The 23,844-nt window shown below is 35.0% G+C and carries 22 protein-coding genes and 1 tRNA gene; 15 read left to right on the forward strand and 8 right to left on the reverse strand.

All coding sequences use genetic code 11. The annotated features are described in order from the left end of the window. Positions 1–10: 10 nt before the first annotated feature. Positions 11–823 (reverse strand): hypothetical protein, encoded by an 813-nt coding sequence (locus FDM27_RS15250; protein WP_140487758.1) that lies wholly within the window; start codon positions 821–823, stop codon positions 11–13. A gap of 228 nt (positions 824–1,051) precedes the next feature. Between FDM27_RS15250 and gcvP the strand changes: the two genes are divergently transcribed. The 6 genes from gcvP to FDM27_RS15280 all read left to right on the forward strand — a co-directional run bounded on the left by gcvP (position 1,052) and on the right by FDM27_RS15280 (position 8,422). After that, a complete protein-coding gene (gene gcvP / locus FDM27_RS15255; protein ID WP_140487760.1) occupies positions 1,052–3,901 on the forward strand; it encodes an aminomethyl-transferring glycine dehydrogenase in 2,850 nt (949 codons plus the stop codon). 242 nt (positions 3,902–4,143) lie between these two features. After that, entirely contained in the window at positions 4,144–5,202 is a 1,059-nt protein-coding gene (locus FDM27_RS15260; protein ID WP_140487762.1) for a 3-oxoacyl-ACP synthase III family protein, read from the forward strand. A gap of 192 nt (positions 5,203–5,394) precedes the next feature. Then, complete coding sequence (locus FDM27_RS15265) at positions 5,395–5,922, forward strand: methyltransferase (RefSeq protein WP_071183876.1); 528 nt, start codon at positions 5,395–5,397, stop codon at positions 5,920–5,922. An 89-nt stretch (positions 5,923–6,011) separates the two neighbouring features. Beyond that, on the forward strand, positions 6,012–6,860 hold the full coding sequence (locus tag FDM27_RS15270; protein ID WP_140487764.1) for a glycosyltransferase: 849 nt from the start codon (positions 6,012–6,014) through the stop codon (positions 6,858–6,860). Between the two features lie 54 nt (positions 6,861–6,914). Further along, the gene (locus tag FDM27_RS15275) at positions 6,915–7,664 is read left to right on the forward strand and encodes an MlaE family ABC transporter permease (RefSeq protein WP_071183878.1); all 750 of its coding nucleotides are present in this window, start codon (positions 6,915–6,917) and stop codon (positions 7,662–7,664) included. Then, positions 7,661–8,422 (forward strand): ABC transporter ATP-binding protein, encoded by a 762-nt coding sequence (locus tag FDM27_RS15280; RefSeq protein WP_140487766.1) that lies wholly within the window; start codon positions 7,661–7,663, stop codon positions 8,420–8,422. The genes FDM27_RS15275 and FDM27_RS15280 overlap by 4 nt, the downstream gene beginning before the upstream one ends. A gap of 125 nt (positions 8,423–8,547) precedes the next feature. On the opposite strand, the gene FDM27_RS15285 is transcribed toward FDM27_RS15280, so the two are convergent. The 4 genes from FDM27_RS15285 to FDM27_RS15300 form a co-directional block, all read right to left on the reverse strand. Beyond that, a complete protein-coding gene (locus tag FDM27_RS15285; protein ID WP_140487768.1) occupies positions 8,548–8,949 on the reverse strand; it encodes a hypothetical protein in 402 nt (133 codons plus the stop codon). A gap of 152 nt (positions 8,950–9,101) precedes the next feature. Further along, on the reverse strand, positions 9,102–9,713 hold the full coding sequence (locus FDM27_RS15290) for a SprT-like domain-containing protein (RefSeq protein ID WP_140487770.1): 612 nt from the start codon (positions 9,711–9,713) through the stop codon (positions 9,102–9,104). A 35-nt stretch (positions 9,714–9,748) separates the two neighbouring features. Further along, on the reverse strand, positions 9,749–10,426 hold the full coding sequence (locus FDM27_RS15295) for an SDR family NAD(P)-dependent oxidoreductase (RefSeq protein WP_140487773.1): 678 nt from the start codon (positions 10,424–10,426) through the stop codon (positions 9,749–9,751). A gap of 72 nt (positions 10,427–10,498) precedes the next feature. Beyond that, the gene (locus FDM27_RS15300) at positions 10,499–11,632 is read right to left on the reverse strand and encodes an acyl-CoA dehydrogenase family protein (RefSeq protein WP_140487775.1); all 1,134 of its coding nucleotides are present in this window, start codon (positions 11,630–11,632) and stop codon (positions 10,499–10,501) included. A gap of 184 nt (positions 11,633–11,816) precedes the next feature. Between FDM27_RS15300 and FDM27_RS15305 the strand changes: the two genes are divergently transcribed. The 9 genes from FDM27_RS15305 to FDM27_RS15345 all read left to right on the forward strand — a co-directional run bounded on the left by FDM27_RS15305 (position 11,817) and on the right by FDM27_RS15345 (position 19,034). Continuing rightward, positions 11,817–12,881, forward strand: a complete 1,065-nt coding sequence (locus FDM27_RS15305) for an anhydro-N-acetylmuramic acid kinase (RefSeq protein WP_140487777.1) — start codon at positions 11,817–11,819, stop codon at positions 12,879–12,881. Between the two features lie 94 nt (positions 12,882–12,975). Next, on the forward strand, positions 12,976–13,680 hold the full coding sequence (locus FDM27_RS15310; protein WP_140487779.1) for a MotA/TolQ/ExbB proton channel family protein: 705 nt from the start codon (positions 12,976–12,978) through the stop codon (positions 13,678–13,680). A gap of 2 nt (positions 13,681–13,682) precedes the next feature. Further along, positions 13,683–14,075 (forward strand): ExbD/TolR family protein, encoded by a 393-nt coding sequence (locus FDM27_RS15315; RefSeq protein ID WP_140487782.1) that lies wholly within the window; start codon positions 13,683–13,685, stop codon positions 14,073–14,075. A gap of 35 nt (positions 14,076–14,110) precedes the next feature. After that, positions 14,111–14,908, forward strand: a complete 798-nt coding sequence (locus FDM27_RS15320) for an energy transducer TonB (protein ID WP_140487784.1) — start codon at positions 14,111–14,113, stop codon at positions 14,906–14,908. A gap of 23 nt (positions 14,909–14,931) precedes the next feature. Beyond that, positions 14,932–16,152, forward strand: coding sequence for a bifunctional folylpolyglutamate synthase/dihydrofolate synthase (locus tag FDM27_RS15325; protein WP_140487786.1), 1,221 nt, complete (start codon positions 14,932–14,934; stop codon positions 16,150–16,152). Positions 16,153–16,236: 84 nt separating this feature from the next. Further along, positions 16,237–16,314: transfer RNA gene (locus FDM27_RS15330), tRNA-Val, on the forward strand. Between the two features lie 118 nt (positions 16,315–16,432). Further along, entirely contained in the window at positions 16,433–17,299 is an 867-nt protein-coding gene (locus tag FDM27_RS15335) for a chromate resistance protein ChrB domain-containing protein (protein WP_071183887.1), read from the forward strand. A gap of 60 nt (positions 17,300–17,359) precedes the next feature. After that, positions 17,360–17,857 (forward strand): hypothetical protein, encoded by a 498-nt coding sequence (locus tag FDM27_RS15340; protein ID WP_071183888.1) that lies wholly within the window; start codon positions 17,360–17,362, stop codon positions 17,855–17,857. 4 nt (positions 17,858–17,861) lie between these two features. Then, complete coding sequence (locus FDM27_RS15345) at positions 17,862–19,034, forward strand: chromate transporter (protein ID WP_071183889.1); 1,173 nt, start codon at positions 17,862–17,864, stop codon at positions 19,032–19,034. Positions 19,035–19,086: 52 nt separating this feature from the next. Here the strand turns inward: FDM27_RS15345 and FDM27_RS15350 are convergent, their stop codons facing one another. The 3 genes from FDM27_RS15350 to gldJ form a co-directional block, all read right to left on the reverse strand. Continuing rightward, entirely contained in the window at positions 19,087–20,640 is a 1,554-nt protein-coding gene (locus FDM27_RS15350) for a glycerol-3-phosphate dehydrogenase/oxidase (protein ID WP_071183890.1), read from the reverse strand. A gap of 110 nt (positions 20,641–20,750) precedes the next feature. Beyond that, on the reverse strand, positions 20,751–22,037 hold the full coding sequence (locus tag FDM27_RS15355; protein ID WP_071183891.1) for a UDP-N-acetylmuramoyl-tripeptide--D-alanyl-D-alanine ligase: 1,287 nt from the start codon (positions 22,035–22,037) through the stop codon (positions 20,751–20,753). 64 nt (positions 22,038–22,101) lie between these two features. Beyond that, the gene (gene gldJ, locus FDM27_RS15360) at positions 22,102–23,772 is read right to left on the reverse strand and encodes a gliding motility lipoprotein GldJ (RefSeq protein WP_071183892.1); all 1,671 of its coding nucleotides are present in this window, start codon (positions 23,770–23,772) and stop codon (positions 22,102–22,104) included. Positions 23,773–23,844: the final 72 nt, after the last annotated feature.

Below are 23,844 nucleotides of genomic sequence, written 5' to 3' on the forward strand. Positions count from 1 at the left end.
TAGTCTTTACTTAATAAAAAACCACCATTAACCACCAAAGAATAGGAATACTTTCGACCCAAAAAGAAGTGTAATATTTTGATCTATTTGTATTCGAAAAAATTAAGAAAAGTGACAACATCACAACCAGAATCAAATTGACTACCAATTGTTTTTGGATAAAATTATTTTTTAAAAGTTCTAAAAAATAAAAAGGAATAAGCAATAGCAAACCTAATATTTTTGTTCGCTTCACTCCTATTTGCTGTGGGACAGTTTTTAGATGTGGATCATCATTAGCCAAATCGATAATTTCAAACACCAAGACCAAATTAAAAATCAATATAAATCGCTGAATGCTTTTGATAAAAAAATCATGACCTAAATCCTGATGTGCATTGACTAATGGTAATAACAAAGTAACTCCTACCCAACACAAGGAAACAATATAAATTTTAACTCCGGCCCAGTTGCGGGCATTTCTGCGATTAGGAAAAAAAGGCAAGGTATATAAAAGCGTGAGAAGCAAAACTCCCACCGAGAATAATTGGGTAACCAACTCCAACTGGAAGAAATAATAACCAACAGCCAGAAAAGAAAAAAAGCTCAAAATAGCAATCATTTTCAACTCGTTGCGCATCATTCTTTTTTTGGCTCTGGCCAAAGCATCGTATTTTACAAAGTTATAGCCAACAATGGTTCCAAAAAAAGAAAAAAGCGCAATGGATTCATCATAGGGAATTTCGAACATAAATTGGGTCATTCGTACCAGAGCATACACCGATAAAGCTACGTGAATACTGGATTTAAGATAAAAATCAAAAAGGGCTTGAATACGAATCATCTAACAAAATTAATCATTTAGAAAGAATATTTATAAATTCCTTTTGAACAAACAAAATCAATCCTAAAAAACAATGATTTAAAGCGGAATTATGTTTATTTTTGCGCCACGAAAAATAGAACCTTTTTTATAGCTACATGAAATGAGCATGACCATAAATTTGGTCAAGAAACAAATGAAGTTCTATGTGAATTCCATTTTCCGATTAAAAACAGATATTATCTACAAATGAAAACAGACGCTTTTGCTTTAAGACACATAGGTCCAGAGGAATCAGACTTACAACATATGTTGAAAACAATAGGAGTTGACTCGATAGAACAACTCATTTATGAGACCCTTCCGGATGATATACGTCTAAAAGCACCTCTAAATTTAGATCCTGAAATGACGGAATATGAATATTTAAAACATATTACGCTTTTAGGAAGTAAAAATAAAATGTTCAAAACCTACATAGGTTTAGGTTACAACCAAGCCATCGTTCCTGCGGTTATTCAAAGAAACGTGTTTGAAAACCCAGGCTGGTACACGGCTTACACGCCTTATCAGGCCGAAATTGCGCAAGGTCGTCTGGAAGCAATTTTGAATTTTCAAACGATGGTGATCGAATTAACCGGAATGGAAATCGCCAATGCTTCACTTCTTGACGAAGGTACTGCTGCAGCTGAGGCTATGGCATTATTATTTGATGTAAGAACCAGAGAGCAAAAGAAAGCTAATGTTTGTAAATTCTTCGTTTCTGAAGAAATCTTACCACAAACCTTATCGGTTTTACAAACCCGTTCTACACCAATTGGAGTAGAATTAGTAATAGGAAATCACGAAAATTTTGACTTTTCTGATGAATTCTTCGGAGCTATTTTACAATATCCTGGGAAATTCGGTCAGGTAAATGACTATACTCCTTTTATTGCAAAAGCTGCTGAAAACAATATCAAAGTAGCTGTTGCTGCCGATATTTTAAGTTTAGCTAAATTAACTCCTCCGGGAGAAATGGGAGCTGCCGTAGTACTTGGAACTACACAACGTTTCGGAATTCCGTTAGGTTACGGTGGTCCTCACGCTGCTTATTTTGCTACCAAAGAAGAATACAAACGCTCTATGCCGGGAAGAATCATCGGGGTAACTGTTGATACTAATGGTAACCGTGCGTTACGTATGGCATTGCAAACACGTGAGCAACACATTAAACGTGATAAAGCAACTTCTAACATCTGTACTGCACAGGTTTTATTGTCCGTAATGGCTAGTATGTATGCTGTTTATCACGGTCCAAGAGGATTAAAATATATTGCAAACAAAGTACACGCTTCGGCGGTGACTTTAGCAAATACTTTAGCTAAGTTAGGTTTCGAACAAACCAATACTGCTTTCTTTGACACTATTGTTATAAAAGCAGATGCTAAAAAAATAAGAGAAATTGCCGAAGCAAACGAAGTGAATTTCTTTTATCCAAACGAAACTTCAGTTTCTATTTCATTGAATGAAACCATCGGTTTTGCCGATTTGAATAAGGTAGTTTCAATTTTTGCTGCTGCAAAAGAATTAGCTACAATTACAATTAGCGAATTATCAGAAACGAATCATTTCCCGGAAAGTTTAATCAGAACTTCAACGTTCTTACAACACGAAGTTTTCAACAAATACCATTCGGAAACTGCTTTGATGCGTTACATCAAAATGTTAGAGCGTAAAGATTTAGCTTTAAATCACTCAATGATTTCGCTAGGTTCTTGTACGATGAAACTAAATGCCGCCGCCGAAATGTTGCCATTAAGTTCTCCAAGCTGGAATAGTATTCACCCATTTGCTCCATTAGATCAGGCAAAAGGATACCAAAAAATGCTTTCCAAACTGGAAGAATACCTAAATGAAATTACAGGTTTTGCAGCTACCACTTTGCAACCGAATTCTGGTGCACAAGGAGAATATGCAGGATTAATGGTGATTCAAGCGTATCATGAATCAAGAGGAGATCACCACAGAAATATTGCTTTGATACCGGCTTCGGCTCACGGAACCAACCCGGCATCAGCTGCTATGGCAGGAATGAAAGTGGTTGTTACCAAAACCCTAGAAAACGGAAATATTGACGTAGAGGATTTACGCGAAAAAGCTATTTTACACAAAGACAATTTATCTTGTGTAATGATCACCTATCCATCCACTCACGGTGTTTACGAAAGCGCGATTAAAGAAATCACTAAAATTGTTCACGATAATGGTGGTCAGGTTTATATGGACGGTGCTAACATGAATGCTCAGGTTGGATTAACCAATCCAGCAACTATTGGTGCTGATGTTTGTCACTTGAACTTACACAAAACATTTGCTATTCCTCACGGTGGTGGAGGACCTGGTGTGGGACCAATATGTGTTGCGCCACAATTAGCTCCGTTTTTACCAACAAATCCCGTAGTTCCTACAGGTGGAGAAAATGCAATTACGGCTATTTCTGCTGCTCCTTGGGGTTCAGCTTTAGTTTGTTTGATTTCTTACGGATACATCAAAATGCTTGGAGCCGAAGGTTTAAAATCAGCTACAGAACACGCTATTTTGAATGCTAACTATATCAAAGAAAAATTAAGCGGTCATTACGACACTTTATATTCAGGAGAAATGGGTCGTGCGGCTCACGAAATGATTTTAGAATGTCGTCCGTTCAAACAAAAAGGAATCGAAGTAACTGATATTGCAAAACGTTTAATGGATTATGGTTTCCACGCTCCTACGGTTTCTTTCCCGGTAGCCGGAACTTTAATGATTGAGCCAACAGAAAGTGAAAACTTAGAAGAATTAGACCGTTTTTGTGATGCGATGATTTCAATCAGAAAAGAAATTGAAGCTGCATCTATCGAAGATTCGAATAATGTTTTGAAAAATTCGCCTCATACATTAGCAATGTTAACTACTGAAAACTGGGATTTCCCATACAGTAGAGAACAAGCAGCTTTCCCATTGGATTACATCGCCGAAAACAAATTCTGGCCTTCTGTTCGCAGAGCCGATGATGCTTTTGGGGATAGAAATTTAGTATGTAGCTGTGCTCCTATTGAAGCTTATATGGAAAGTTAAACATACATTTCACCATAAAAATGCCTCGAAATAATCGAGGCATTTTTATTATAACTAACACAAAATTACGGTTCTAAAGTTTTTAATTCCCCTAGCAACACATCCCTTGGATTAAAAGCAGTTGATTTTAAAAATTCTTTAAAAAAATATCTGTAATTTTGCCCCCACGTATAGCATTTAGTATTTTCTCCTTGTTTTGAAAATATTAAATTTTCGCTATCTTTTTTTAATAGAAAAGCCCAATGAAAATAAAAATAACTGGTACAGGAAGTTACATTCCAGAAAGAATAATTTCCGATAAATATTTCGAACTTCATCAATTTCTAAATGAAGATGGTACTCCAATCAAACAGTCAAATGAAGTTATTATTAAAAAATTCAAAGCAATAACCGGAATCGAAGAAAGACGCTATGCAGAGAGTCAATACAACACTTCTGACTTGGCTTTTTTAGCTTCTCAAAAAGCAATTGAAAATGCAGGAATTGATCCTGAAACTATTGATTATATTATTTTTGCACATAATTTTGGTGATGTAAAACACGGAACGGTTCAATCCGATATGATACCGAGTTTAGCCAGTCGTGTAAAACACAAATTAGGAATTAAAAACCCAAAATGTGTGGCTTACGACCTTATTTTTGGCTGTCCGGGATGGGTTGAAGGTGTATTACAAGCCAATGCTTTTATCAAATCCGGAATGGCTAATCGTTGTTTGGTTATTGGTGCCGAAACTCTTTCGAGAGTGGTGGATGACCACGACCGTGATTCGATGATTTATTCGGATGGTGCCGGAGCAACAATCATTGAAGCTTCTGACAACGAAACCGGAATGCTTTCTTATGAAACTGCCTCTTACACCGAAGAAGAAGCCGGATTTTTATTCTACGGAAAATCGTATCATCCGGGCTTGGATCAAAATACCAAATACATCAAAATGTATGGTAGAAAAATTTACGAATTCGCTCTAAGTAATGTTCCTGCTGCCATGAAAAGCTGTTTGGACAAAAGCGGAATCGCGATAGATGATGTCAAAAAAATCCTGATTCATCAAGCCAATGAAAAAATGGACGAAGCTATCATAGATCGTTTCTACAAACTATATGATAAAACTGCTCCGGCTAACATTATGCCAATGAGTATTCACGATTTAGGAAATAGCAGTGTGGCTACCGTTCCTACTCTTTTTGATTTGATTTTAAACGGACAAATTGAAGATCATGAAATTAATAAAGGTGACATACTTATTTTTGCTTCTGTTGGAGCAGGTATGAATATTAATGCTTTTGTTTACAGATACTAATTCTTTTTAGAATCCAATACAAATCCGCAACCTAAAATTATTTTAAGTTGCGGATTTTTCTATTTAAGCTAAATAATCCCAGACCAAATTCTATAAAACAAGACATATATCTTTGTACATTTGCAAGCAAAATTTCTGAACAAAACATAACCTAATACTGAACGAGAGATTGCTTCGTTCTTCCCAATAACTATGTACGAAAAAACGTTTCCTAATAAAAGATTCAAACACACCTTAGATTTTTTAAAAAAACACATTTCAACTTCTGAAACTATTTTTGACTTAGGAGTTCCAAATCCTTTTTCTAAAATCATGGAAGAAAATGGATATCAGGTAAAAAACACCACAGGAGAAGATTTAGACAAAGACCAAACGGCTTTACAAACCGAATCTTATACTGTCTTTACTGCTTTCGAAATTTTCGAACATTTATTGAATCCTTATACGGTTTTAGAAAATGTAAAATGCGACAAATTGTTAATTTCAATTCCGTTGCGCCTTTGGTTTTCGCCAGCTTACAGAAGCAAAACCGACATGTGGGACAGACATTACCACGAATTTGAAGATTGGCAATTGGACTGGCTATTGGAAAAAACTGGCTGGAAAATTACAGCAAGAGAAAAATTTACCCACCCTGTAAAGAAATTAGGCTTCAGACCTTTATTACGTTATTTCACACCAAGATATTATATTGTATTTGCTGAAAAAGTTAAGATTTAAGATTGTTGATTAACGATTTTTGATTTCTGATTTTTAGATGACACCAAAACAAATCTAAAATCTGAGATCTAAAATCTAAAATTTTTTAAATGAACTACTACATAGTTATTCCTGCTCATAACGAAGAAGAATTTATTTCTTTGACCTTAGAATCTTTAGTTTCGCAAACACTTTTACCTAAAAAAGTGATTATCGTAAATGATAATTCTACCGACAGCACTGCCGAAATTGTTCAGGCTTTCGCCAAAGACAATCCGTTTATCACATTGGTAGAAAAAAAATCGAGTGCCATTCATTTGCCGGGAAGCAAAGTAATTCAGGCTTTTCAAAAAGGATTTGAAACCTTAGATGAGAATTATGATGTAATTGTAAAATTGGATGCCGACTTAATTTTTCCAAACAATTATTTCGAAACTATAACAAAACACTTTAACTCTGACCCAACAATTGGAATGGTGGGAGGATTTTGTTATATCGAAAAAAACGACGAATGGGTTCTGGAAAACTTAACTGACAAAGATCACATCCGTGGTGCGCTTAAAGCCTACAGAAAAGAAACTTTCAAACAAATTGGCGGTTTAAGACCACAAATGGGTTGGGATACTGTTGATGAATTACTTTGTAAATTCTACAATTGGAAAGTCGTTACCGATGCTTCTTTGAAAGTAAAACACCTAAAACCAACGGGAGCCAATTACAATAAAACAGCTCGTTACAAACAGGGGGAAGCTTTTTATACTCTGGGTTACGGATTTTGGATTACTTCAATTGCTTCAGCTAAGTTGTCTTTTATGAAAAAGAAACCTTTGTTGTTTTTTGATTACATCCAGGGATTTCTCAAAGCAAAATCAGAAAAAAAACCATTGATGGTAACTGCTGAACAAGCTAAATTCATTCGTAATTATCGCTTGAAAAAGATGAAAGAGAAGCTTTTCTAATGAAAATCCATAACTCATAACTAATTTTGTAAATTAGCCCATATTCAAAAAACTATGATGCTCATTCGATATTTATCGCAAATAGGAAGATATTTCCTAATGCTCAAAGAGATTTTTAACAAACAAACCAAATGGTCTGTGATGCGCAATCTCATATTTAAAGAAATAGACGATTTAATCATTGGCTCACTAGGTATTGTTGCCTTCATTTCATTCTTTGTGGGTGGAGTAGTTTCTATTCAGACCGCTTTGAATTTAACCAATCCATTAATCCCAAAATACCTTATTGGTTTTGCAACCCGCCAATCGGTGATTTTGGAATTTGCGCCAACCTTTATTTCAGTAATTATGGCCGGAAAAATGGGTTCATTCATTACCTCAAGTATCGGAACCATGCGTGTTACTGAACAAATTGACGCTCTGGAAGTAATGGGAGTTAATTCATTAAACTACTTAGTTTTTCCTAAAATCATCGCCTTATTATTGTATCCATTTGTTATTGGAATTAGTATGTTTTTAGGAATCCTAGGAGGCTGGATAGCCGGCGTTTATGGTGGCTTTACCTCAAGTGCCGAATTTATCAATGGAGCTCAGATGGAATTTATCCCATTTCATATTACTTATGCTTTTATTAAAACCATCATTTTTGCCATGTTATTAGCTACAATTCCATCTTTTCACGGTTATTATATGAAAGGTGGCGCATTGGAAGTAGGTAAAGCAAGTACAGTATCCTTTGTTTGGACATCGGTTTCCATCATACTTTTCAATTATATACTAACTCAGTTGTTACTAGGATCATGATAGAAGTAAAAAACATAGAGAAATCATTTGGAGACAGTAAAATTCTTAAAGGAGTCAGCACTATTTTCGAAACCGGAAAAACCAATCTTATCATTGGACAAAGTGGTTCCGGAAAAACAGTATTGTTAAAAAGTTTACTTGGAATTCACCAACCCGAAGTAGGAACGATTTCTTTCGATGGTCGTATTTATTCTGAATTAGATCCCGATGAAAAAAGAGAATTACGTACCGAAATTGGAATGGTTTTTCAAGGAAGTGCCTTATTCGATTCGATGACCGTTGCCGAAAATGTGGCTTTCCCATTGAAAATGTTTACCAAAGACGACAAAGCAAAAATTGAAGACAGGGTAGATTTTGTTTTAAAAAGAGTGAATCTAATTGACGCTCATAAAAAATTACCTTCTGAAATTTCAGGAGGAATGCAAAAACGTGTGGCTATTGCCCGTGCTATCGTGAACAACCCAAAATACCTGTTTTGTGATGAGCCTAACTCCGGATTAGACCCTAACACCTCAATATTGATTGATAACCTCATCAAAGAAATCACCGAAGAATACAATATCACAACAGTAATCAATACACACGATATGAACTCAGTGATGGAAATAGGTGAGAAAATCCTATTCTTAAAAAACGGTGTAAAAGCCTGGGAAGGTACTAAAGAAGAAATTTTCAGAACCGATAATGAAGCTGTAGTAGCTTTTGTATATTCTTCTAATCTGTTCAAAAAAGTAAGAGAAGCACATTTGAAAGAATAACTCTTTTAAATTCCAAATAATCAAAATCCCAAATTCCAAGTTTATTTTAATTGGAATTTGGATTTTTTTTTCAAACAATAGATTCATTCTATTAATCAATTAAAAGCACTAAAAAAACTTTGCAATTAATCTCTTTTTAAAACAGCACTACGATTATCAGGATAATTAATAATTAAAAATTTACCATCTCTTGTATAAGTATGATTAACATCTGAAGGATCAGAAGTACGAATCTCTTGATAGGTGTTTTCATCAATTTTAACCCAAGAAAACATCCCAGAAAAATAAACTCCACATAACACATTTTGCGGAACTTCATTTTTATTTACTACATAGGTTTCAACTGAAAAATCAGCACCAAAATCATAAATATAAAATGGATCACATGAACTTAAATCCGTCTCAATACCTGAATCATACCTCTTCACTACTTTCCACTTTCCTACAATAAATTCATTATTTTCATCGTCGTTATTTGAACAGCCTAATAAAAAAATTAGAATTGGTAAAAAAATAATTTTTCTCATTACATTTTTTTAATACTTAATAATTTAGTTAATCTATAGATTCAAAAATATACTTTTTTATTATATCTAAAACAAAAAAACAAGTTTTTTCTGATAGAAAAAATAAAAACTAAATATTATTAGCAATAAAAGAAAGGATGTAAAGAAAAATTTCAACTATTGACATACTGCGGCATCAATTCAACCTCAGCGTTAGGATTAAATAAATACAAGCGTCCGGAACTAATTTCCAGACATTCATAACGCTTGGTACGAACAGCTATTTTCTTAAAAATCTTACCATTTTTAATTCTAAAAACACTACCATAGGGAATTTCAAAAACATAATTTTTATCGTTTTGCTTGTCAAATTGTTTCAAAGCAAGTGATAAAGTAGTATCGGTATCGCTACTGGCACTAGGATTTCTAAAATGCCTGGCTAATAATGGTAACAATTGATTAGGAAAAATCTCTGGACGAATATAAGGCACCATCAATTGCTGAAAAACATATTTCCACTCGTTGCCATGCGGTTTGATGTTGCGACCAAATTTTTCGAAAGCTACTAAATGTGCAATTTCGTGAATGAGCGTAATTAAAAAGCGGTATTTATTCAAACTTCCGTTTACGGTAATTTCGTGTTTTCCGTTCATGGCTTTTCGATAATCACCATGACGAGTCGCACGCTCGTTAACGATTTTTAAATGCACCCCATGCTCCACAATCAACTCAAAAACAGGTTTGACTGCGTGATCAGGAAGATATTTTGCTAAGGTATCGCTCAATTGGGATTTGGAATTTAAAATTTGAGGTTTAAATTTTACGGATTAGTAGTTGAAACCTGCAATACTTTTCCGTTGAAATATTTATTTCCGTTCAATGTAAAATCAAAAATATAGGTTGCCATGCCTTCTGCCGAAATTGGTGCCTGATAACCCGGAAAAGCTTCCTGCAACATTTCTGTCTGAACTGCACCAAGAGCCAAAACATTAAACGCAATGCCACGTTCTTTGTATTCTTCGGCTAATAATTCCGAAAGCGTAATTACAGCTCCTTTACTGGAACTGTAAGCGGCAAGACCGGCAAATTTCAAACTGCCCTGAACGCCTCCCATCGAACTGATGGTAACTACATGACTTCCTTTTTGTAAAAACGGAATGCAAATACGAGTCAAATTTGCAACAGCAAAAACATTCACCTTATACACATTTTCAAAATCTGTTTGGGTTAAGGTTTCAAAAGGTTTACAAATTAAACTTCCCGCATTATGAATCACAGCATCGACCTGTTTCCATGTTTCAGCAAGAAAATTTTCTACTTTTTCTAAATCTGATTCGTTCGACAAATCAACCGAAAGACAACTGATATTTTCATGAACGATTAACTCTTGAGATGTTTTTCTCGAAATGGCCAAAACCTGATGTCCTGCATTGGCAAACTTCAAAGCCAATTCAAATCCGATTCCTCTACTTGTCCCTGTGATAATAATATTCTTCATGCCACAAAAATAAACAAAAGCTACAAAATAGTCATTGGCTTGCCCAAAACAATATTGGGCTTATTTTTACAACTACAAAGTTCTTGAAATCACTATTTTTTGAATCTCTGATGTTCCTTCATAAATCTGGGTAATTTTAGCATCTCGCATCATACGCTCCACATGATATTCGGCTACATAGCCATTTCCACCGTGAATTTGAACGGCTTCAATCGTTACATCCATTGCAGTTTGTGAAGCAAACAACTTAGCCATCGCACCCGATTGGGTAATATCCATTCCCGCATCTTTCTCAAAAGCCGCTTTTAAACACAGCAATTTAGCAGCCATAATTTGGGTTGCCATATCCACTAACTTAAAAGCAATGGCCTGATGTTTGAAAATTTCTTTTCCAAAAGATTCCCGGACATGGGAATATTTTAGTGCCAATTCATAAGCACCAGTTGCAATTCCTAAGGCCTGAGAAGCAATTCCTATTCGACCGCCATTTAAAACCGTCATCGCAAAATTGAACCCAAATCCATCTTCTCCTATCCTATTTTCCTTTGGGATTTTTACATTGGTAAATAGTAATGAATGCGTATCTGAACCACGAATCCCCATTTTTTTTTCTTTAGGACCAATCTCAAAACCAGCCCAGTCTTTTTCGACAATAAAAGCATTAATTCCCTTATGTCCTTTTTCAGCATCGGTTTGCGCCATTACAATATACGTCGAAGCTGTAGAACCATTTGTTATCCAATTTTTTGTTCCATTTAGCAAATAATAATCTCCCATATCGATGGCTGTAGTTTTTTGCGAAGTAGCATCAGAACCTGCATTGGGTTCTGAAAGACAAAAAGCACCAATAATTTCGCCTTTGGCAAGTGGAACTAAATATTTTTGTTTTTGTTCTTCATTACAATATTTTTCCATGCCGGCACAAACCAAAGAATTGTTCACCGACATAATCACCGCTGATGAAGCATCGACTTTTGCAATTTCGCTAAGCACCAAAACGTAAGAAACATTGTCCATCCCCGAACCTCCATATTTAGGATCGACCATCATTCCCAGAAAACCCAATTCGGCCATTTTTCTAACTTGTTCCGTTGGAAATTTAGAAAACTCATCCCGCTCTATAACTCCCGGCAACAATTCGTTTTGTGCAAAATCTCTAGCAGCTTGCTGAATCATTTTTTGTTCTTCGGTCAAATTGAAATCCATAATAATGCTTTTTATAAATTAAGTCCTCAAATACAAATGAAAAAGGCATTTGGAACGCAAAAAATATTTCAAAATTCCACACACAATCTTCGCTTATTGCTTTTGTGTTTTCTAAATTTACTTACTTTTATTTAAAAAAAGCAACTTCTCTTTTAATATTTTAATCGTTTCTCATTTCCAATATATGAAAAAAGAATTTTACAACGTAATTGGCGTTATGTCAGGAACTTCACTTGACGGAGTTGATTTGGCTCACATTCAATTCGAAATAAAACAAAACCAATGGACTTTTAAAATTCTGGAAAGCGAAACCGTTCCTTATAGCACTGATTGGGTGAACCAATTAAAATCAGCAGTAGATTTTTCGAAAGAAAATCTCGAAATTTTAAATCGAAATTACACCCAGCTTCTTTCGAAAATAATAGTAGATTTTATCGAAAAACACCAAATAATCAATTTGGACGCCGTTTGTTCTCATGGTCACACCATTTTACACCAACCTCAAAACGGATTCACACTTCAAATAGGGAATCTTCCAGAAATTGCGACTTTGACCCAACAAAAAATAGTCTGCGACTTTAGAGTTCAGGATGTTCAACTTGGCGGACAAGGCGCTCCTTTGGTTCCTATTGGTGACCGAATTTTATTTAGCGAATACGATTATTGCATGAATCTGGGCGGTTTTTCAAATGTTTCTTTCGAAGAAAACAATCAGCGAATTGCTTTTGATATTTCGCCAGTAAACACCGTTTTGAATTTTTATGCCAATCAACTAGGATTAAATTATGACGATAAAGGCCAAATTTCGAAAACCGGAAAAATCAGTATTGAATTATTAAACGAATTAAACGCTTTCGATTTTTATCAAAAAAAACACCCGAAATCCTTAGGATTCGAATTTGTAAAAGAATCCGTATTGCCACTTATTGAAAAATTTGAGATTAGCATCGAAGATAAATTACACACTTTTACTGAACATATTGCTTTGCAAACGGCATTGGCTTTGCCAACAAAAAAAGGAAATTTATTAATTACTGGCGGCGGTGCTTACAATGATTTTCTGATTTTCAGAATCCAATATTATTTACCCGAAATGAAACTCATCATTCCCGAAAACAAAATTCTGGAATTCAAAGAAGCCTTAATTTTTGCTTTACTTGGCGTATTAAAATTAAGAGATGAAATTAACGTACTGAGTTCAGTAACTGGAGCAAAAAAAGACCATAGTTCAGGCTGCCTCTATCCTTAAAACACAAAAGAGGCATTATTTTTGTTTCGAATTTTATCCAATAGAATCGCAATTTTTATAATATCTTAGCGTTTCAATAACAAAGAAAAAATTTATGAGTATATTGTTACAAGCAGATACCTTATCTGTTGCAGGTGAAAATTTAGCCGAAGCGGTTCCAGTTGAAAAAACCTTATCAATTATCGAACTCCTAACTAGTGGAGGATTAGCAGGACAAGCAATAATGGTCGCATTATTTTTAATGCTTTTTGTTGCCTTATACCTTTATTTTGAACGTTTGATGGCCATTAATGCAGCATCAAAAATTGACTCAAATTTCATGAGTCTGGTTAAAGATAATATCAAAAACGGACGTATTGACAATGCTAAAATAGCTTGTGCACATTCCTCATCGCCAGCAGCTCGATTAATAGAAAAAGGAATTTCCAGAATTGGAAAACCACTAAGCGACATCAATACTGCTATTGAGAATGCTGGAAAACTAGAAATAAATAAATTAGAAAAAAATGTAAGTATGCTTGCTACTATTTCGGGAGCTGGTCCAATGACTGGTTTCTTAGGAACTGTTGTAGGAATGATTCAGGCTTTCCACAAAATGGCTACTGCTGGTGGTCAAATTGAAGTAGGCGCGCTTTCTGAAGGAATTTATACTGCTATGACAACTACCGTTGTTGGATTAGTAATTGGGATTATTGCTTATGTGGGCTACAACCACTTAGTAGTAAAAACCGATAAAGTTGTGCACCAAATGGAAGCCAATGCCGTTGACTTTTTAGACTTATTAAATGATCCCGCATAATTATGAATTTAAGAGGACGAAATAAAGTTAGTGCTGAATTTAATATGTCATCCATGACAGACATAGTCTTTCTGTTGTTGATATTTTTCATGCTAACCTCAACTATGGTAACTACTAACGCACTAGATTTAGTTTTACCAAAAGCAAAAGGAAAAACAGACAGCAACAAAAATATTGCTGTAAGTATCAATAAAAAATTAGAGTTTTTTATTGATAAAGAGCCTGTTTTAGAAGCCGAATTGGAATCAAAATTACTATCACTAGTTACCGCTGATGGAAACAAAGCTATTATTCTAAGAGCAGAAGAAGGTGTTCCAATTGAAAAAGCAGTTAACGTTTTAGACATTGCTAACAGAAACCAAATCAAAGTGGTTTTAGCCGTAAGACCTAAATAATTGGCACTAAATTTCAAAAAACAGATTTATTCTACATGAAATATTTAGAAACAGAAGAAGAAAAAAAATCATTTATTATCACATCTATCATTTTTGTGATACTATTTGTTTTGTTCTTATATCTAGGACTTACTTCTTTAGATCCTCCACCTGAAAACGGAATTGCTATTAATTTTGGTACAACCGAATTTGGAAACGGAGACATTCAACCTACTGAGGCCATTCAATCGGCACCAAAAGCCACAGCTGCAAAACAAGCTGCAGCAAGCAACGACGATGTTTTATCACAAGACATTGAAGAAGCTGTTGTAATGAAAGAAGCTAAAAAAATCAAACCTACAAAAGAAGTAGCTAAAGAGGAAGTAAAACAAAAACCCAAAGAAAATCCGAAACCTTCCAAAAGCACAACTGATGCTTTGTCTAGTTTAATTAATGGCCCGAAATCTACTGGAACAGCCAAAGGCGGCGAAGGCAATGACAATCAGGCTGGAGACAAAGGAAGCTTAAACGGAAATCCTTATGCTAATACTTATTACGGTTCTGGAAGCGGAACAGGGACAGGAAGTGGCTGGGGATTAAATGGAAGAAAAATTAGTAGCCGAGGAAAAGAAGTTCAAAAATGTAACGAATTTGGTACTGTTGTAGTTCAAATCACGGTAAATAGAAACGGGAATGTTATTGCCGCCAAATATACCAAAGGTACTACCAACACCAATCCTTGTTTAATAGAACCTGCATTGGCTACAGCCAGAAAATACAAATGGCAACCCGATTCAAATGCTCCCGAAACTCAAATAGGATTCATCACAGTGAATTTCAAACTGGGAGAATAATATTGAAGAATTTTACAATAAAAATGAATTATCAAGAAACTACAGCCTGGATGTTCAATCAACTTCCGATGTACCAATTGCAAGGAGCTTCTGCTTACAAAAAAGATTTAACCAATACGCATTTACTGATAAATCACCTCAATAATCCGCATACCAAGTTAAAATGTATTCATGTTGCCGGGACAAACGGAAAAGGTTCTACTTCTCATATGCTGGCTTCCATACTTCAGGAAGCGGGTTACAAAGTGGGACTTTATACCTCGCCTCATTTAAAAGATTACAGAGAGCGCATTAAAATAAACGGTTTCGAAATTACTGAAGATTTTGTTTGTGATTTTATCAATTCAAACAAATCTTTTTTTGAAGCCAATGACATTAGTTTTTTCGAAATGAGCGTTGGATTGGCCTTTGCTTATTTCGCCAAAGAAGAAGTCGATATTGCTATTATTGAAGTCGGAATGGGCGGAAGACTCGATGCTACTAATATCATCACTCCCTTAGTATCGGTGATAACAAATATTGGATTAGATCACCTTCAGTTTCTTGGAAACACCTTAGAAGCAATTGCTTTTGAAAAAGCCGGAATTATCAAAACTGAAATTCCGGTTGTAATTGGAGAATACACCGACGAAACAAAACCTGTTTTCGAAGCGAAAGCAAAAGAAACCAATTCCGAAATCTACTTCGCCTCCGATTTGATTTCAGAAAACCTTCCCTCGGATTTAATTGGCGATTATCAAATACACAATAAAAAAACGGTTTTACAAACCATCCAAATTTTAAATACTAAAACTGATTTTTCTATTAATCAAAATAACATTGAATCAGGCTTATTAAATGTAGTGAAAAACACCGGACTTTTGGGAAGATGGCAACAATTAGGCAGCTCCCCTAAAATCATCTGTGACACCGCACACAACAAAAACGGATTAGAGATTGTACTAAACCAAATTAAAAAAGAAAAATTTGAGCAATTGCATATTGTTTTAGGAGTTGTAAACGACAAAGATTTAGACGAAGTTTTGCCTTTGTTCCCTAAAAATGCAATTTATTATTTTTGCAAACCAAATATTCCACGAGGACTCGAAGCATTGGCATTAAAAGAAAAAGCAGCACAATTCGGCTTAAAAGGAGCAATACTACACTCTGTTCCAGAAGCTTATAAAAAATCAAAAGAATCAGCTAATTCCAACGATTTCATATATGTGGGAGGAAGTACCTTTGTAGTTGCAGAAATTTTATAATTTTTTTCGTTTTTTGCTTGCAAACTCGAAAAAGCATTGTATATTTGCACTCGCAATCACAAACGACAGCAACCTAGTAAAATAGGGCGATTAGCTCAGCTGGTTCAGAGCACCTCGTTTACACCGAGGGGGTCGGGGGTTCGAACCCCTCATCGCCCACCAAAAAACTCCTTAAGCAATTAAGGAGTTTTTTTTATGCCGTATCTTAGCTTTTTAATCCTAAAATAAATGTAGCTTAGCTTCACATTTAAAAATTAATTTTCCTTTAATATTATTTGGAATGAAATGGATTACCAGAGAAAGACCAAAAATAGATAGAATTGCATGCCCTTGGCTGATTAAAAAATTTGTCGATACTGAAGCCGAGTTCATTTATGTCCCCTTCAATATTGTTTTAAGCAAGGCAAAAGAATTAAATGCAATTCCGTTTGACATTCCAAACGTAGAATTCACACACTATAACCAAGAAAGCACCTTTGATTATATTATCAAAAAGTATCAAATTAACGATCCTGCTATTTCAATTATAGCCGAAATTGTGCGAGGAGCTGACACTGACAGACATGACATTGCAAAAGAATCGGCGGGACTTTGGGCAATTTCAGCGGGACTTTCATACAACATCACAGACGATTATAAATTACTGGAAACAGGCATGATTGTTTATGACGCATTATACAGCTGGGCTACTCACTTGTACCAACAAAAGCATTTACAAAATAGTCCTTTTGAAAACTTACTGCATGAAGTTTACAATAAATTCCTAAAAGACAAAAAACATTCAAGCAAAACTCCTTCCTGGGTTAAAGACTTAAAAGAAATCATTCAGGATCAAATTGACACACAATTCACCTTTGATTTAAAACAAATCTCAAATGATTTGAATTTGAATCCGTCTTATTTATCCAGAGAGTTTTCTAAGTATTTTGAAGACTTGAATTTTGGAGATTATGTTAGAAAACTTCGAATTGAAAAAGCAATTAATCTTATCGAAAATTCATCCTACACATTAACCGAAATAGCTTATATGACCGGTTTTTCAGATCAAAGCCATTTTACCCGAATTTTCAAATTGCACACAGGGAAAAACCCGTCTTCTTATCGAAAAAGAATACAAAAAAGTAATCCAGATACAAAAGGTAAATAGGATTCTATTTATAGCACTATTCCTGTTCATAGCTTTGCTTTTATTATCAAATCCAAAACTATGTCACTTAAGCCCACTCTTTTTATTACCTTATTATTATCAAGTATTGCCGGTTTTTCGCAAACTGTTTACCCAAAAATCACAGGCTATTTTGGCATACTGCATCCGATAGTTTCGATCAGTAAAGAGGAAACTACAGTAAACTTCAGAGATTATTATGCCGTAGGTTTTCCCACAGGAATCAACATCTGGAAAAACGAAAAAATCGGGTTCTCCTTTGAAGTTGTCCCAAATATCAAAGACGATCAGGGAACAAGCAAAGTAACCAACTTATTATTTCACCCGGGAGTTTTAGTCGCTTTAGGAAAAGGATATACTTTTGCAGGAAGAGCAGCATTTGAATCTAATGGCAGATACGGAATAACAGCTGTTTTTAACAAAACTATCATGAAAAACAATAACTGCAGTTATTTTGTAGCCATACCATTTCCTGTTCGTTTTGGCAATGATCACCCAACAACTTTTACCGCAAGTTTTCAATTTGGAATAGCTTTTTAAAATTATGATAACAAAACCAAAATACAGCTTAAAAGATATCGTCTTATATTTTTTAAGACTAGGAACTACAGGCTTTGGTGGCCCGGTAGCCTTAGTAGGATACATGCACAAAGATTTAGTTGAAAATCGAAAATGGATTTCCGAAGAAGAATACAAACAAGGAATTGCATTAGCACAATTAGCTCCGGGACCTTTAGCAGCCCAGTTAGGAATCTATTTAGGATACGTACATTACGGCTTACTTGGCGCTACTTTAGTTGGATTTGCTTTCATCCTTCCCTCTTTTATAATGGTAATATTACTGGCAATTGTCTATAAATTGTACGGTGGTTTATCATGGATACAAGCTGTTTTCTATGGAGTTGGAGCTGCCGTTGTAGGGATAATCACTTTGAGCTCTTATAAACTGACATTAAAATCTATTGGAAAATTGAATCCCGAATCGTTTAAATCAAAATGGTTATTGTGGTTCTTTTTTACTCTGGCTACAGTGATTACTTATATCACCGAGCAAGAGCAAATATTATTCTTTATAGCCGCAGGACTGTTATACATGTTTATAAAAAACCCTCCCCGATTACGAAATACTGCAATTGTCAATTCGGTAATTCTTTGTCAAATTTCCTTTTGGGATTACGAAAACCCAATACTTCTAAAAATAGCCGTTTTCTTTGCCGAAGCCGGAGCTTTTGTCTTTGGAAGCGGATTGGCAATCGTACCTTTTTTACATTCGGGAGTCGTAACTGAAAACCAATGGTTAACAGAACAACAGTTTCTGGATTCGGTTGCTGTCGCCATGATAACTCCAGGTCCGGTTGTAATAACAGTAGGTTTTATTGGGTATCTGGTTGCCGGATTTCTGGGAGCCTTAGTTGCGGCATTGGCTACATTTTTACCTTGTTATTTGTTTACCATAATCTTAGCTCCTTATTTTAACAAGATTGCAAATAACAAATCTGTATCTGCATTTGTCGAAGGTATTACTGCTACTGTTGTAGGAGCTTTAGTTGGCTCAGTTATTATTATAGCTAAACGAAGCATTACAGACATCCCAACCTTACTTATAGCCGCAACTACTGTTTTGGTTTTAATTTATTACAAAAAAATCCAGGAGCCTTATATCATTGTAATTGCTGCAGTTTTAGGAACTTGTATAAAACTAATCCAGAGTCAGTAAATATCCCTAAGCTAATTCAATAACTTCATTAGAAATAATGGAGTTATTTTTTTTATTTTACCAAATATCCTTCAGCTAATTCATGAAACAAAACAATTTGCTCCTCCTTCCACTCAGTATTTTTTCCTAACAAAAAAGCCATTATTTCTGCAACAACAGGAGCAGCCTGGATTGCCGCTCTTGCATCAAGAAAAAGCAATCTGATCCTTCTTGCTAAAACATCCTCAACAGTTAGAGCCATTTCGTTTTTTACTACCCAAACTACTTCTGCTTTTGTATAAGGATAGTCTGGATGAATTTTTTCAGATAAAGAAACATCAGCAGCAATTATTTGTTGTATCAAATGAGCATCAGAACCATAAATTGCGAAATGGGAATTCGTTTTTTCTTTTGAATATCCGTGTATTTGCAAACGTCTGGTTTTACATCTGACAAATTTCAATCCCGAAGCCTGAATTGCTTTATTGATAGTCTGTTCGGCCATACTTCTATAAGTAGTCCACTTGCCTCCAGTCACATTAATCAATCCAGAAGAAAGTACTTTAATACTATGCTCTCTTGACAACAAAGCTGTTTTTTTCTCAGCACCTACTTTCACCAACGGACGCAAACCTACAAAAACACTATTTAGATCAGCATAATCAATTTTATGTTTCGAATATTTATTAAAATGATTGATGATAAAATGAATTTCCTCTTCCAATGGTTTTGGCTCCAATGCTACTTCTTTAACAGGAGTATCGGTAGTACCTAACACTATTTTATCATGCCAGGGAATTACAAACAAAACCCTGCCATCAGACGTTTTAGGAATCAACATCGCCGAAGAACCTTCAAAATAAGACTTATTCAATACCAGATGAATTCCTTGCGATGGCGCAATGGTTACTTCTGCATGTCCTTCCGCCTTTTGCAGTAAATCATCCGCAAAAACACCAGTTGCATTAACAACTGCCTTCGCTTTAATACTATATTCCTGATTTGATAATTCGTCTTTTGCAATTAAACCAATTATCTTATTGTCCTTTTTTATAAAATCAGAAACTGCGCAATAATTCAACACTAGTGCTCCATATTCAATTGCGGTTTGAGCTAAATTAATTGCCAATCGACTATCATCAAATTGCCCATCATAATACAAAACGCCTCCTTTTAAGTTGGTCGAATCCAAATCAGGCAAATGTTTTAAAGTAGCTGCTTTTGAAAGTATTCGTGTTTTTCCCAGACTAAATTTAGCCGACAAAAACTCGTAAATCCACAAACCAAAACCATAATACCATTTATCCCACCACGAATATACCGGTACTACAAATCCTAATTTATGACAAACATGCGGTGCATTTCTAAGCATTCGACCGCGTTCCAGCAAAGCTTCCCGAACCAAATGAATATTGCCCTGAGCCAAATACCTTACTCCGCCATGAACTAATTTTGTAGATCTGCCGGAAGTTCCTTTGGCAAAATCATACTTCTCCAAAAGCAAGGTCTTATATCCACGACTGGCAGCATCAACAGCACAACCGAGGCCAGTAGCTCCTCCACCAATTATAACGATATCAAATTCGGTATTTTCACGAAGTTGATTAAACTTTTCTTCTCTATTCATCAAAAAAAAAAAAAATAACTTTAAACTTGCTGTTGTATTTTACAACCACAAGTCTAAAGTTAATTCATTATTATTGGATTATTCTTTTTTGAATTTAAAAAAAGAATAAATTATTTTATAAAATCCAAAGTACGCTCTAAAGCCATACCACGAGAACCTTTTATTAGTATTGTATTATTTTCGAAATTTACTCCTTCTAAACCAACCGAAAAAGCATCAAAACTGTCATAAAAATAAAAATTATCTTTTGCTAGCTGGCACTCAAAAAAAGCTTTCCCAACAAAATAACATCTTACATTAGCTTCGTTCACTAACGAATTCACCAAAGCTTCATGCTCTTTATGACTTTCCTCACCCAGCTCGAACATATCTCCTAAAATCATTATTTTATTTGATTTTTCAAGCTGTAAAAAATTAGCAATCGCAACAGCCATACTGCTTGGATTGGCATTATAAGCATCCAGAATAATCTCGTTAGTTCCCTTAGTCAACAATTGTGATCTATTATTCTCAGGAATATAACTCTCTAATGCTGCTTTTATCGCTTCATCCTCAACTTCAAAAAACTTCCCAATAGTCAGAGCCGCATTTACATTATTGGCATTATACAAACCTATCAAATGCGTTTTGATTTGAAGCGAATCAAAACCAACTTCTACAAAAGGATTAGCTTTAACTTCAGCAATCACAACATTTGCGTTTTTCTTATTTATTCCAAAAGAATAGTGTTTTAAATCTTTGGATTTTTCAAGCTGAATAGGGTCTTCAAGATTAATAAAAGCTAATTTATCATTCTTTGCAAGATATTGATACATTTCGCTCTTTCCTTGAATAACGCCTTCCACACCCCCAAAGCCCTCTAAGTGTGCTTTACCAAAATTAGTAATATAACCATAATCAGGTTGGGCAATTTCGCAAAGAAATTCGATTTCTTTTTTGTGATTGGCACCCATTTCAACAATCCCAATTTCGGTATTTGCATCAAAAGACAACAAGGTCAACGGAACACCAATATGGTTATTCAAATTCCCAACAGTAGCTTTCGTCTTGTATTTTTTAGCCAAAACCACATTAATCAACTCCTTAGTAGTGGTTTTCCCATTACTTCCTGTAAGAGCAACAATAGGCAATTTCAAATAATTCCTATGAAACTTTGCCAATTCCTGCAAAGCAACTAAACTATCCTCTACTAAAACCGTTCTCTCATCAATGTAGTAAGCTTCATTGTCAATTATCACACAAGAAGCACCTTTCTCTAATGCTTCTGCAGCAAAAGTATTGGCATCAAATCGATCGCCTTTAATAGCAACAAACAATGATTTTGGTTCAATTTTTCGGGTATCTATCGAAACTCCGCTACATTTTAAAAATAAACTATGAATGTAATTGATATCCATATAAAAATGATTTAAAAAATAAAAGCCCTAATCAAAGGGCTTTTTATTTATTTTATTTTAGAAATTAATTTCTTGGTGTTTTTCTTTTATCAGCTTTAGAACCTACTCTGGACATCGCACATCTAAACCCAATATAATCGGTGGCCATATCCTGAGGAAAGTATCTTCTTTGAGCCGGATCTAACCAATACGCTCTGTCTCTCCATGACCCCCCTTTGTAAACTCTAATTTTATCGTTTATCAAAGTAGTTCTTTTACTTGATCTATCGTATTTTCTCACCATTGAACCTAAACTATCGGTAGTAACATTGTGTACTGGCGAATTATACATTTTAGCAATGTTTTTTTCTTTTTCACCATCTGATTCAGAAGATCCAAAATTATAATACTTAGAAGATTGCTTATCACCATCTCTATAACCTATGTTGTTACTCTTATCAAAATTTTGTCTCAAATAAGTTTCTTGCTCATCAACAGGAACCCTGGCAATTTGACCAGGAAAATTTCTAGCCATTAACTTTCCGGTACTTAAAGTATCGTATTTCATGTTTTCTCTGGTAACAATCTCTACTTTTCCATCAGCACCAATTTTATTCTTAGTGTACATATTACCTCTAAAGTAGTTAAAATCGTTAGCCTCATTATCGATAATCGGTCTGTAAACATCGGCTACCCATTCGGCAACGTTACCCGCCATATCATACAATCCAAAGTCATTTGCCGGATATGATTTAACAGCGTTTGTAATATCAGCACCATCATCAGACCAACCTGCAATTCCACCATAATCACCATTTCCTTGTTTGAAATTGGCCAATTGATCTCCTCTGCTTTGTCTTTTTCCTGAACGTGTATATTCACCTGACCAAGGATATTTCTTTTGTCCTTTATAAATATTATATTCTCTTTGACCTACATCAGCAGCAGCAGCATATTCCCACTCAGCCTCAGTTGGAAGCCTGTATTCCGGCATAATAATTCCTGAAGAACGTTGAGCATACACATTTTTTTGTTCCTGAACACTTCCGTCTTTCGATTTTACCGCTCTTCCCTTTGCTCTTTTTAAAACAATTTCTTCGCTTCCGCCTCGTGCAGTTGACGGCGATGCTAAATAAGCCTCAGTACTAAAAGCGTTATCCGCATTTACATCATCTGTTTTTGCATTTTTTTTCAAATACCCATTTTTCTCCAAAATAGCTTCGTTAACACGCTCAGTTCTCCAATTAGCAAAATCAACAGCCTGAATCCAGTTTACCCCAACAACAGGATAATCTGCATAAGCAGGATGTCTCAAATAGTTATTGGTCATAGTTTCATTGTATCCCAAACGATTTCTCCACACAAGTGTATCAGGAACAACGCCGTTATATACATCTTTATAATTTTCATCATCAGGAGAAAAAACATTTTTAACCCAATCCAAATATTCTAAATACATAAAATTAGTCACCTCAGTCTCATCCATATAAAAAGACTGGACGTGTTGCTGAGTAGGTGTATTATTCCAATCGTGCATTACATCATCCTGTACTTTTCCCATTGTAAAAGTTCCACCTTCAACAAAAACCAAACCCGGACCTGCCTCTTGTTTTTTGGCTGCTGTCTTATTATCTACATTCCAACCCGTTGCCCTCGAAGCACCTTTAGAGCTAGATTTTTTACTACAACTAGCAAAACCTAAAGCTACTATCACTGACAACATCAAGCGAAAAACTGTAATTTTATCTACTTTCATACTCTTTACTGTGGTAATATTTATGCGTCGCAATATAATAATTAACGATTAACCTGCAATGTTATTTTAATA

The organism is Flavobacterium sp. GSA192 (genome assembly GCF_006386525.1).
In the GTDB taxonomy this organism is placed as follows: domain Bacteria; phylum Bacteroidota; class Bacteroidia; order Flavobacteriales; family Flavobacteriaceae; genus Flavobacterium; species Flavobacterium commune.